Annotated in this window: 9 protein-coding genes and 1 pseudogene; all 10 read left to right on the top strand. The window is 40.1% G+C overall.

From position 1 onward, the window contains the following. Positions 1-75 precede the first annotated feature (75 nt). The 10 genes and pseudogenes from ABWH99_RS16435 to ABWH99_RS16390 all read left to right on the top strand — a co-directional run bounded on the left by ABWH99_RS16435 (position 76) and on the right by ABWH99_RS16390 (position 12,105). On the top strand, positions 76-1,386 hold the full coding sequence (locus tag ABWH99_RS16435; RefSeq protein ID WP_375582922.1) for a nucleotide sugar dehydrogenase: 1,311 nt from the start codon (positions 76-78) through the stop codon (positions 1,384-1,386). Positions 1,387-1,571: 185 nt separating this feature from the next. Then, positions 1,572-1,922: a four helix bundle protein gene (locus tag ABWH99_RS16430; RefSeq protein WP_375582921.1), complete on the top strand. Its 351-nt coding sequence runs from the start codon at positions 1,572-1,574 to the stop codon at positions 1,920-1,922. A gap of 191 nt (positions 1,923-2,113) precedes the next feature. Next, positions 2,114-4,528 carry a GumC family protein gene (locus tag ABWH99_RS16425; protein WP_375582920.1) on the top strand — a complete coding sequence of 805 codons (2,415 nt, stop codon included), beginning with the start codon at positions 2,114-2,116 and terminating at the stop codon, positions 4,526-4,528. Positions 4,529-4,831: 303 nt separating this feature from the next. Next, positions 4,832-5,836, top strand: coding sequence for a Gfo/Idh/MocA family protein (locus ABWH99_RS16420; protein ID WP_375582919.1), 1,005 nt, complete (start codon positions 4,832-4,834; stop codon positions 5,834-5,836). Then, positions 5,833-6,285 carry an acyltransferase gene (locus tag ABWH99_RS16415; protein WP_375582918.1) on the top strand — a complete coding sequence of 151 codons (453 nt, stop codon included), beginning with the start codon at positions 5,833-5,835 and terminating at the stop codon, positions 6,283-6,285. The genes ABWH99_RS16420 and ABWH99_RS16415 overlap by 4 nt, the downstream gene beginning before the upstream one ends. Continuing rightward, a pseudogene (locus ABWH99_RS16410) lies at positions 6,282-7,384 on the top strand (DegT/DnrJ/EryC1/StrS family aminotransferase). The gene ABWH99_RS16415 and the pseudogene ABWH99_RS16410 overlap by 4 nt, the downstream one beginning before the upstream one ends. Then, complete coding sequence (locus ABWH99_RS16405; RefSeq protein ID WP_375582917.1) at positions 7,365-8,522, top strand: hypothetical protein; 1,158 nt, start codon at positions 7,365-7,367, stop codon at positions 8,520-8,522. Before ABWH99_RS16410 ends, ABWH99_RS16405 begins: the two are co-directional and overlap by 20 nt. Continuing rightward, on the top strand, positions 8,515-9,762 hold the full coding sequence (locus ABWH99_RS16400) for a hypothetical protein (protein WP_375582916.1): 1,248 nt from the start codon (positions 8,515-8,517) through the stop codon (positions 9,760-9,762). The genes ABWH99_RS16405 and ABWH99_RS16400 overlap by 8 nt, the downstream gene beginning before the upstream one ends. After that, a complete protein-coding gene (locus ABWH99_RS16395) occupies positions 9,759-10,790 on the top strand; it encodes a hypothetical protein (RefSeq protein WP_375582915.1) in 1,032 nt (343 codons plus the stop codon). Before ABWH99_RS16400 ends, ABWH99_RS16395 begins: the two co-directional genes overlap by 4 nt. A gap of 421 nt (positions 10,791-11,211) precedes the next feature. Then, positions 11,212-12,105, top strand: coding sequence for a sulfotransferase domain-containing protein (locus ABWH99_RS16390; protein ID WP_375582914.1), 894 nt, complete (start codon positions 11,212-11,214; stop codon positions 12,103-12,105).

Here is a 12,105-nt window from a genome sequence, read left to right as displayed (position 1 = left end):
TAACCCTTAACTCTTCCTATACATCTACTACTTTTAAAATAAATTTTTCATTCACAGACCATCACTATTTTATCCATGACAGCTTCCTTAACACCTCTTGCCGACGTAAAAATTGCCATCGTAGGATTGGGCTATGTGGGATTGCCCCTGGCCGTTGAATTTGCCCGGAAATTTCCCGTTATCGGATTCGATATTTCCGAAAAACGCGTGGCCGAACTCAATGCCGGAAGGGACCTGACCCTGGAAGTGGCCGACGAAGACCTGCAGTCGGTCCTGCTGCCCGATTCCAGCGCGGGCAAAATTGGGCTAGTCCCTACCTGCAACGCCGACCAGCTGGCGGCCTGTCAGATTTTTGTGGTCACCGTACCCACCCCCACGGACCGGCACCACCGTCCGGTGCTCACTCCCATGCTGAAGGCCTCGGAAACCATCGGAAAGTATCTCAAAAAAGGGGACCTGGTGATTTACGAATCGACGGTCTACCCGGGGGTGACGGAAGAGGAATGCGTGCCCCTGCTGGAAAAAGTCAGCGGGCTGCGCTATAACGAAGACTTTTATGCCGGCTACTCCCCGGAACGGATCAACCCGGGGGATAAGGAACATACCGTAGCCAAAATCCTGAAGGTGACCTCCGGTTCTACCCCCGAGGTGGCCGAGTACGTGGACCGATTGTACCGGGAAGTGATCAGGGCCGGTACCCACAAAGCCAGCAGCATCAAGGTGGCCGAGGCCGCCAAGGTGATCGAAAACTCCCAACGGGACATCAACATCGCCTTTGTGAACGAACTTTCCAAAATCTTTAACCTGCTGCAGATCGATACGCAAGAGGTATTGGCGGCTGCCGGCACCAAATGGAATTTTCTACCCTTCAAACCCGGACTGGTCGGCGGACACTGCATCAGCGTGGATCCCTACTACCTGGCCCAAAAAGCCCAGGAGGTGGGCTACCATCCGGAAATCATCCTGGCCGGACGCCGGCTCAACGACTCCATGGGCAAGCACGTGGCCACGGAAGTGATCAAGCACATGATGCGTAAGGACCTGAAAGTGATCGACTCCAAGGTGCTGATCCTGGGTTTTACCTTCAAGGAAGATTGCCCCGACGTGCGCAATACCCGGGTGATCGATATTTACCAGGAGTTGCGGGCCTTCGACATGGACGTGGACGTCTACGACCCCTGGGCCAGCAAGGAAGAGGTTGCTCATGAATACGGATTGGAAATCATCGACGGTGATACCTGCCCCGATATGAGCGCCTATTCCGCCATCGTTTTGGCCGTGGCCCATAAAAAATTCAAAGACCTGCCCATCCAAAAAAACAACCACTTGGTCGTCTTCGACGTCAAAGCCGTCCTGGAGAAGGACAAGGTGGATGCACGGTTGTAGCGCTGTAGGCGGGGATATTTGGCCTTTAGCATTGGCATTTGGCCTTTGGCCTTTGGCTTTTGGCTTTTAGCCTTTGGCCTTTGGCCTTTGGCATTTGGCTTTTGGCCTTTAGCTAACAGCCAATCGCCAACAGCCAACAGCCAACAGCCAATCGCCACCGGCCACCAGCCAATCGCCACAATAAAATGAGAAACTTTAGAAACTGGGATGTTTGGCAAAATAGCCGGATTTTGGTGAAGGAAATTTATTTGGTTACAAATGGATTCCCCAATGAAGAGAAATTTGGTATGATATCCCAACTTAGGAGGGCTGCGGTTTCAATCCCCACAAATATTGCCGAAGGGGCTGGAAGAAACACCCAAAAGGATTTCCGACATTTTTTAAATGTTGCTATAGGATCTGCTTTTGAGGTTGAGACCTTATTGATCCTATCAGCTGACGTAGAATTAATATCCATAACGCAGTTTGAAGAACTATTGAGTTCATTGACAGTCATACAAAAGCAATTAAATGCTTTCATAACGAAATTGAACTAGCAGTTGGCCATTGGACTTTAGCAGTTGGCATTTGGCCTTTAGCCTTTGGCCTTTAGCATTTGGCCTTTAGCCTTTGGCCTTTAGCCAACAGCCAATCGCCAACAGCCAACAGCCAACCGCCAACAGCCAATCGCCAACAGCCAATCGCCAACCGCCAAAAACAGCAATAACAACCTAATTTCATCTCACGAATGAATCAACCCGACCCCCAACGGCCCCCGGTAGCAGTACCCGAGGAGGAACTGATCGATGTAAAAGACCTGCTGCTGCAAGTCTGGCGTATCCGGTATTACATCCTGCTATCCCTGGCCATCACGCTGAGCCTGGCCTACCTGATCATCCGCTACTCCGTACCGGTGTACCAGGTCTCCTCCAAGTTTTTTGTCAAGGAAAAAGAAAGCCCCCTCACCGGGATCTTTGAAACGGCCGGCCTGGGTGCGATGGGTGGGGACGAAATGGTGCTGGCCAACCAGATCATTATCCTCAAATCCCGCCCCATAGCCGAAGCCGCCCTGGACCGCCTGGACTTCGACGTGGAATACGTATTGGAAGGCGTGTTCAAGCAAAGCGAATTGTACCGCAACACCCCCCTTGCCGTGGAAGTGGACTGGACGCATCCCCAACTTAGCAACGGCTTCCTACGCATTACCTGGACCGACCGGCAAACCTTTCGGCTCAGCTACGTAGATGCGGAATACACCCAGGTATTTCCGGACAACGAGGGCCGAGACAGCCTGGAAGACCCTGCTTCCCCTTCCCAGACCTTTCGTTTTGGGGACTGGGTGGAGTTGCCGATGAACCGCTTTCGGGTGGCCCTGACCGGGGCAGACGAAGAAGGAGAGCTGCTGATCCGTTTGCGGGACATGCGTTCGCTGCTCGATCACTATACCGGGGAGGATTTAAGTATTTCCCCCATGGACAAGCAGTCCACTATTTTGGATCTCACCCTGAAAACGGTCACTCCTGCCAAGGGCCGGGATTACCTGAATACCCTGCAGGAGGTCTACCTGGAAAACGAGTTGCAGGAAAAAAACGCCATGGCCAGCAATACCATTGACTTTATCGATGCCCAGCTGGTGGTGCTTTCCGACTCCCTGCTGTACATCGAAAACCGCCTGGAAAATTTCCGCTCCAATAACGCCACCTACGATATCAGCTCGGAAGGTTCCGCCATTTTTGAGCAACTCAAGGAACTGGAAACCGAACTGGCCCAGCAGCGCTTCAAGCGCTCCTATTACCAGCAGCTGCGGCGCTACCTGGAGCGGGAGGATTACAACCAGATCGCGGTGCCCTCCGGGCTGGGCATCGAAGACCCCATCCTGAACACGCTGATCCAAAACCTACTGGAGCTGCAGGCGGAAAAATCCATGCACGCCTCCGTACTCACGGAGATCTCTCCGCCCGTCCGTGAAGTCAACCGCAAGATCGCGGACATGAACCGCTCCATTCTGGAGCTGTTGGAGAATGTGGACCAAAATGCCGAATTGCTGATCCAGGACCTGGAGGAGCGGATTGCCCGTATCGAAACCGCCTTTGGCAGTTTGCCCCAGACGGAGCAAAACCTGTTGCGTATCCGGCGGGAGTTTGCGCTCAACGAGGAGCTGTATACCTTTCTGCTGCAAAAGCGAGCGGAGGCTGCCATCACCCGGGCCTCCAATACCCCCAGCAATAAAATCATCGAAACGGCTCTTGTAGATCCGGAGCCTATCAGTCCTAAACGATTCAGAATTTTTCTATTATGTTTAATACTTGGCACTATTTTACCCGTGGGAATCAGTATTGGTCGCAATTATTTCAATACCAAAATCAAGGATGCCAAGGAGCTGGAAAAGAAATCCCAGCTGTCTTTGCTGTGCAGCATCAACCAAAGCAAGGAAAAGGACAACCTGGTGGTGCTGCGGCAGCCCCGCTCCGGGGTCACGGAGGCCTTTCGCTCTCTGCGGGCCAACCTGAACTTTATCCTACCCCGGGAGCAACCCGTGGTGGTCATGATCACCTCCAGCATTTCCGGAGAGGGCAAGACCTTTAGCAGCATCAACCTGGCCTCTGTCTATGCGCTGAGCGGCAAAAAGACCCTGCTGATCGGCTGCGACCTGCGCAAGCCCAAGATTTTTGAAGACTTTGGCTTAAAAAACAAGCGGGGCCTGTCCACCTACCTCAGCGGGCAGGAACCCGATACCGAAGCCATCCTGCAGACCACCGCCTACGAAAACCTGCACATTATCGCCTCCGGCCCCATCCCCCCCAATCCGGCCGAGTTGTTGATCACGGATCGCTTCGCTCAGCTCCTGCAGCAAATGCGGGAGCGCTACGAGGTGATTATCCTGGATACCCCCCCGGTAGGCTTGGTTTCCGAATCCCTGGACTTATTGCACCTGGCCGATGCCTGCCTCTTTGTGGTACGCTACAATTACAGCCAAAAGCTCTTTATCGAGCATATCAATGCGCTTAAAAAGCAGCAATCGCTGAACAAGGCCTACCTGATCTTTAACGGGGTAGAGAAAAAAGCCTATCGGTACGGGTATGGCTATGGGTATGGGTATGGCTATTATGCCGAAGATGTAGAGGACCGAAATTCATGGACAGACAGGTTGGGCTTAAAGTAGCCCTTGTGCTTAAAAAAATACATCTGTGATGAAAAGTTTCTATTTTTGAATAATCATTTGGAATCTGTAAATTCTTATGGGAACCAGATGCCAAAAATTGTAAACTGTTTTTAATGCAAATACACTAAAATAGAAACTTTTTCCATTGATTTCGTTTGAATTAAAGTCCTATCTGATCTTTTAAAAACATTGGTATATATAAAATTTAATTTCCATAATTTGCATTTATTAACGGACGTCTTGATTGTGACAACTTCGGTTTGAGAATTAATAAATATTTTAAAAATAAATTATTTTTAAGTAATGAATAGAGTAAAAGTAGCTTTGATTGGGTGTGGAAGAATCGGGGGCAGGCATGCCGATCACATCGTGAATTACGCAGAACTTGTTGCGGTATGTGATATCGATAAAAATAAAGCAAGTATATTTGCTTCGAAATATGGTTGCCCAGGGTTTAATGCCATCTCCGAGATGTTGAAGTCGGGTATTGATATTGACGTTGTGGCAATTTGTACTCCTAACGGATTACACGGGAAGCACGCAATTGAATCACTAAACTCTGGCTACAATGTTTTGTGTGAAAAGCCGATGGGAATAAGTGTTTCAGAATGTGGGGAAATGATCAAGGCATCCGAGAAAAATAATAAAAGGCTTTTTGCAATCAAACAAAATAGATTCAATCCCCCGGTTGCGGCAGTGAAGGCCGCTATCGACGAGGGTAAGCTAGGAAAGATTTTAAGTTTTCAATTAAGCTGTTTCTGGAACAGGAACGAAGATTATTATAAAAACTCTTGGAAAGGGACTATGGCCCTGGATGGTGGAACACTTTACACCCAATTTAGTCATTTTATAGATTTGGTATATTGGATGATTGGTGATGTGAAAAAAGTAAAAGGTTTTAGTTGTAATTCAAACCACGAGGGAATAATTGAATTCGAGGATAGTGGAGTAGTGGCTTTGGAATTCTATAACGGAACCATTGGAACAATTAATTACACCGTAAATAGCTATGGGAAAAATATGGAAGGTTCTTTGACAATCTTTGGTACGAAGGGTACAGTTAAAATTGGAGGACAGTACTTGAATGAGTTAGAGTACCAGAATATTGATCAATTTGAAATTAAAGACTTACCGACAGGTAATACCGCGAATAATTATGGAAATTACCAGGGATCGATGAGCAATCATGATAAAATTTATCAAAACCTGGTAGATGTATTTCATAATAATGCTTCCATTTCGACTTCAGCATTCGAAGGATTAAAGACAGTAGAAATCATTGATAAAATTTATTCAGCAATAAGATGATTAAGGAACATTATTCAGGAATAAAGGACGTAGAACTTGGAAAGGGTGTAAAAGTGGTTCACCCTGTTAATCTTTATGGATGTAGTCTGGGAGACGATAGCTTTGTAGGTCCTTTTGTTGAAATTCAAAAGGGCGTGAAAATCGGAAACCGCACAAAAATTCAATCTCATTCATTTATTTGTGAACTCGTCACAATCGGAGAAGATTGTTTTGTTGGTCATGGCGTAATGTTTATAAATGATTTATTTTCTACAGGAGCACCTGCGCAAGGAGATAAATCGCTTTGGAAGTCTACTCAAATTGGAAATCGTGTTTCAATCGGGTCAAATGCAACTATTCTGCCTGTTATAGTGTGCGATAATGTGGTAATTGGAGCTGGCGCAGTAGTCACCAAAAATATTAGCGAACCCGGAATTTATTATGGTAACCCAGCAAAAAAAAGAAAATGAATATACCTTTTGTTGATTTAAAAGCCCAATATCTTAAAATTAAGGATGAAATTGATGAGGCTGTCAATAGGACAATCCAGAATACATCCTTTATAGGTGGCGAGGAGGTTTTAAATTTCTCATCTTCGTTTGCTAAGATTTATGGTGTTAAACACTGTGTTCCTCTCGCTAACGGGACCGATGCGCTTTATGTGGCGATGAAGATGCTAGGAATCGGGCCCGGAGATGAGGTCATTACTACTGCATCCTCTTGGATCAGTACTTCTGAAACCATAACCCAAACTGGGGCGAGGCCAGTATTTGTTGATATTGATGACTATTATACTATTAACCCGTCGGTAATTGAGAAATTCATTTCGGATCGGACCCGGGCGATTATTCCTGTTCATTTGTATGGACAGATGTGTGACATGCGTGCTATAAATCAGTTGGCGAAGTCTTATAACTTAAAGGTGATTGAGGATTGCGCTCAGTCTCATTTTTCCGAATTAGAAGGGATCGCGCTGGGTTGTGGGGAGATGTCGGTACATTCAGTTTTTATCCAGGTAAAAATTTAGGTGCTTATGGAGATGCAGGTTGTATTATAACAAATAATAGTGAACTTGCAGACTTGTGTAGAATATACGCTAACCATGGGGCTCTAAAGAAACACCATCATATAATGGAGGGAATAAATAGCAGGATGGACGGTATTCAAGCTTCAATTCTTAATGTTAAACTAAATTATATCCTAGAATGGACCGATAGACGAAATTATTTGGCTATGCGATATATTGATTTGCTGAAATCTTGTAAGCATATATGTACGCCGCTTATTCGTGAAAATTCCAAACATAGTTTCCATGTGTTTGCCGTTTTAACCGATCGAAGAGATGAGTTGAAAGCGTACTTAGGAGAAAACGGAATTAGTTGTCAGATACATTACCCAAAAGCCTTGCCGCTTATGCCTGCTTATGACTACTTAGGATACAATAGATTTGATATACCTAATTCTTCAAGTTTACAAGCAAGGGAATTGAGTCTACCGATTTATCCTGAATTATCTGAGGATTCCCTTAGATATATCGTACTCAAAATTAATGAATTTTTTGGCAACTGATCGATTTAAACGCTCTAGAACAACATTCTTTTTATACTTAAGCTTATTTGTTGCATCAATTTCTAATGTATTTTTAGGTGAGGTAATAGTTAGGTGTAATTACGATTGGTTACCAATTACAGACTATGTTCTAGGAAAACGAACTGGTAGCTTTATCGTTTTAGCTGTATTTAGCGGGATTTCACTAAATATGGTTAAACTAAATATTGGTTTACATACGAAAGTTTCTGTTCTGAATGTTGTGACATCGTTGTTAGTACCTATTTTTTTGGTAACAACTATTCTATTTGCTTCATTTGTTTATGGATTGTTTTATGAATCGATTGGTATTACGATTGGATACGTTATTTTGGTATTAAGCTTTCAAAAGGTACTTGATACAGTTTATAGATCAAATTTAGAATATATAAGTTTGGCATTGCTAGTTTCTATATCATCTGCTATGTTTTGGTTTTTGATAGTACCATATGTACCAGAATTTTTTTTATTTTTCTATATTAGTTGTTTTGTTGTTTTGATTTTTTATCCAGATTTGAAACATAGAATCAGGCTTTTAAAAGAAAATTTTATCTTAAAGGATCAAAAAGTTATAAGATCAATTGCTGAGACTATTTATAATTTTTCAGTCGTTTTACCTTTATGGGTTGTAGATGAAGATCTGGCAGAACAACTAGCGATTATTATTCTGTTCATTGGGTTGATTATGGCGGTTTACCGACCAGCCCAACTATTTTTTTTTGATAGTCTTTTGAAAAATGCTGATAATTCAAAATACTTTAAGAGTAGGATGCTAATAACTATCCTGCTTATTAGTTTTGCAATCTCTGCTATTTCATTTTTTTTTCTTAAACTCTTAAAGCTAAATGAAGTTCTTGCCTTATTTGATCTCTTGACCGTCAGGGATTTGTTTGCTTTATCAGTATACATTGGAATATTAATTATATATAACTACTTAAGGAGTATTGCAGATGTTATTTTCGATGTTGACCAAGTCGGAATTATTTTAATTTTTTCCTCAATTATTGTTTGCTTATTTGCTGTTTTAGCAAGGTCGCTTTGGGTTATTGAATTTAGCTTAGCTTTAGGATTGGTAATATCGTGTTTGATGTTCTATAGAAAGTTAGTCAGAAATGCTTAGGATTTGGCTTTTTATTATTTTTTCAATTTATCAATTAGTACTTCTAGTCGTTCTAGAAAAGTATGTTTTAAAGTATTTTGGTTATTTAACTCGTCTAAACTTAGATATTTTAGAACTAAGTGTACTTCAGATATTTTTAGTATCATTTATATTGCTTGTTAGTTTTTTTAAAAATACTTCTTTCACACAAATTTCTGCTTTTTTAGTCATTTCTTTTTTTATCACATTACCAATGAGTCTAGTTGTTTTTAGTCTTAAAGATCTAGATATTGTTTTTTTCCTACTAATAATCATTGCTGGAAATTTAATAGTAACATATCCCCTTAGAAAGATCTACCTTACTATTAATATTAAGGAAGATGTTTTTATATGGTTTTCTATTGTTTGTGTCATATTTAGTTCTATTTATTACTTTAGAGGCTTTAATAATGTCTTTGTGTCTGAAATCTACACTGAACGTGCAATTAGTAAAGTCATCGCGAGAGACATGCTGTTAGGTAATTATTTGATTGTATTTAGTAGCTATTTTTTTGTTCCATATTTAGCTATTCATGCAATACTTAGAAAGCAATACTCATTATTGGTTCCACTTTCGCTTGCTCAACTAATCTTTTTTAACTTTGGTGGGAATAAGTCTTACGTTGTAGCATTGATTGTCACTTTGTTGATAACTCTTAATTTTGAACGTTTATTTCTAGCAAGAGATTCCTTTATATATCGCTTTTGTTTGCTTGTAACAGGTAGTCTCGTAGTAGTTGCGTTAATTCCATCTACTAGTACATATAGCGTGCCTCTAGCGTTATTGGCTTTTCGTCTGTTTTGGATTAGTGGTCATATGTTTCATGATTATAGTAACTTTTTCATTATATCTGACAATTTACCAACGTTTTTGAGTCATGTCAATTTTATCTCTTTTTTTATTGATTATCCATATGATGATACATTGGGTTATACCGTAAGTGGAGCAATGAATGATGATTTTATAACAAATGCAAATGCTTCATTCGTCATAACTGATGGTGTTGCAGCTTTTGGTTCAATCTTTGGGGTTCTCGTTGCGTTTATTCTTCTTAGATTTTTTTTGACTCTTATACACAATAATTTTTACTTTAATAATAGATTTACCTTGATTTTGGTTTTTCCTTTTTTTATGAATTTATTAAACACATCTGTTTTTACTAGTTTTCTAACAGGTTGTGGTTTTTTAATTTTCCTCCAGTCTCTTTTCAGAAAAAAATGAAGAAAATTGCTATTGTCTCTAGGGATATTTTCTCTAAAACTAATCAGCGTATTAGGCAACAAGTTTATAGTTTGCTTAAATCGAATACCTTTGACGTTACCTATTTTAATTTGACTGCCTTTTCTGATAAAGTTAACGATGATTCGATGGGTAGATTTTTTTCCTATCAAATTAATTGCCTTCCTGTAATTGAGTATTTTGTCAATAGTCGATTTAAAAATAGGTCGTTTATTTTGGATGACTTTGACGTAATTATTACTAATGTTTTTGAATTCACTTGGCGAGATAAAAGAAAGATTATTTTTTTGTATCATGATGATTTTATTGAACAGTCCAAATTTTTGACTCGTCCATTTGTAAAAAAGAGATTGTTTAAGTTTCTTAAAGGTTTAAAAGAATATCAGATACTTTCGCAAAGTCCTTGTTTTAGTTTCTTGAAGGAAATTGAATTTACACTTTTTAGTCCATGGACAGAATATTCCTTTGTCGAGCCTAAGTATCCTCGATCGCAAGATAGCCGTCGGTTGTTGTATTTTGGATTTATGGATAATCGAATTGATTTTAAGTTAATTGTTTTTTTAGCTACTCAAGGATATAAGATTGATTTTGTTGGAAGGATAGTGAAGAATCGCTCTTGGTACTTAGAGTTTTTTAGTCGGTTTGATAATGTAGATTATCTTGGTGAACTTCCTATTGCAGAGTTAGATTCGTCAAAATATTATGCTTCCTTATCTTGCTATAAGCCTTCTGATAGTGGAGTTCATAAGATGTTTATAGGGAATAGGACTTTGAAGTTATTTTCAAAATTCATTCCAGTAATTCATGTTAAACTGCCCTGTTTATTTGAATTCGATGTTGAATTTTTTAAGCTATATAACACGAAATATGAATGTGTTAATTTAATTGAGTCTTTTAAAGTTCTGCGATTTAAGAAGGAAGATTTTTATCGAGTTTTGGAGGAACATAGTGAGCGGACTAGACTATCGGTTTTGCTATCTTCTATAGAGAAAATCGATGAAATCAAATGATTTTTTCTTAGTTCGTTATAAAATAGTTTGAACAGTTTGTTTTTTTGTTTTGAGCAATAATTTATTTCCCTCTAAATCTTTTGGTAAAATTTAATTGATTATATGTTAATTAGCTATGAATTTTTTAATTATATTTCTAAGAGTGTGGTCTTATAGAAAATTTAATTAGGTGGGTAAAAAATGTTTGATTTTTTTCTTTTCGGCCTAAAAGTTGTTTTTGTTTATGGGATTTCTTAAAGCTTTGAAACCATTATTATTATTATTCAATGAATTAAATTCTATAGGATTCTGATTTATAGATTATTAATACTTGTTCAATATATTTTTAATTTGATTATTTCTATGGTTAGTGATTTATTTAACTTCCATAGGCTTACATTTACTTATTATGTTTCTAAAATTAATGTTCGCAAATCAAAAAATGAATAAAGAAAGGATATCTTCTATCTGTTTGACACCATTTTTGTCTGGCGTTATTAAAAAGTTTATTGCTTTTCCGAGGTATAAACTTCAACTTAGAGTTTGTAGAAAAGGTTATAGCTCTTACGAGGCGCTCTATCGGCAAAAAATATTATTTGTAGCCGGTCTCCCCAAGAGTGGTACGACATGGTTAGAAAAAATGCTGTTTTCGCTTCCTGGTTTTCATGAGATAATGATTCCTGAGGCAGTTTATTACGAACAAAAAAACGGTGGCAGTCATGATTTCAATATTCCAGAAAATACTATAAGTAGGCTGAATCGTTCTCTTGCTGTTTTAAAGCTTCATGTTCACGGATCCATAAATAATGTTCTAGTTCTTGAAAAAGCGAAAATTAATTATGTAGTTATTTTTAGGGATTTAAGGGACGTTGCCGTTAGTTATTTTTACTATGTGAGAAATACACCTTGGCATCCGGAACACAAACGATATATGAGGCTTCCAACAGTTCAAGATGGACTGATGGAGTTTGGAAAGGTCCTTCTGCCCGCGTATAAAGAGTGGGTTGATTCTTGGCAGCTCAACGGAACCGGAAGGTGTATGATAGTTCGGTATGAAGACATGAGGGCTGATACATTTAATGTGTTTTCTAGAATTTTGGGACATTTTCAAATCGATTTGTCAGAGGACGAAATCAAATCAATAATTGAGGAAAATTCTTTCAAAGCTTTAACGAAGGGACGCAAGGAAGGTCAAGATGATTCTAGTAGTTTTTTTAGAAAAGGTGTGACTGGAGATTGGAAAAATCACTTTAACGATGATTTAAAAGACTTGTATAAGGCGGAAATCGGTGATTTTTTAATAAAAAATGGGTACGAGAAGGATTTAAACTGGTAA

The organism is Cyclobacterium xiamenense (assembly GCF_042140265.1).
Taxonomy (GTDB): Bacteria; Bacteroidota; Bacteroidia; order Cytophagales; family Cyclobacteriaceae; genus Cyclobacterium; species Cyclobacterium xiamenense_A.
This window is presented reverse-complemented; position numbering and strand designations above follow the sequence as displayed.

What these genes read in the sequence shown, in the direction of transcription:
- ABWH99_RS16425 (WP_375582920.1), top strand. Translation starts at nt 2,114, where the DNA reads ATGAATCAACCCGACCCCCAACGGCCCCCGGTAGCAGTACCCGAGGAG.
- ABWH99_RS16420 (WP_375582919.1), top strand. Translation starts at nt 4,832, where the DNA reads ATGAATAGAGTAAAAGTAGCTTTGATTGGGTGTGGAAGAATCGGGGGC.
- ABWH99_RS16390 (WP_375582914.1), top strand. Translation starts at nt 11,212, where the DNA reads ATGAATAAAGAAAGGATATCTTCTATCTGTTTGACACCATTTTTGTCT.
- ABWH99_RS16430 (WP_375582921.1), top strand. Translation starts at nt 1,572, where the DNA reads ATGAGAAACTTTAGAAACTGGGATGTTTGGCAAAATAGCCGGATTTTG.
- ABWH99_RS16400 (WP_375582916.1), top strand. Translation starts at nt 8,515, where the DNA reads ATGCTTAGGATTTGGCTTTTTATTATTTTTTCAATTTATCAATTAGTA.
- ABWH99_RS16415 (WP_375582918.1), top strand. Translation starts at nt 5,833, where the DNA reads ATGATTAAGGAACATTATTCAGGAATAAAGGACGTAGAACTTGGAAAG.
- ABWH99_RS16405 (WP_375582917.1), top strand. Translation starts at nt 7,365, where the DNA reads ATGAATTTTTTGGCAACTGATCGATTTAAACGCTCTAGAACAACATTC.
- ABWH99_RS16435 (WP_375582922.1), top strand. Translation starts at nt 76, where the DNA reads ATGACAGCTTCCTTAACACCTCTTGCCGACGTAAAAATTGCCATCGTA.
- ABWH99_RS16395 (WP_375582915.1), top strand. Translation starts at nt 9,759, where the DNA reads ATGAAGAAAATTGCTATTGTCTCTAGGGATATTTTCTCTAAAACTAAT.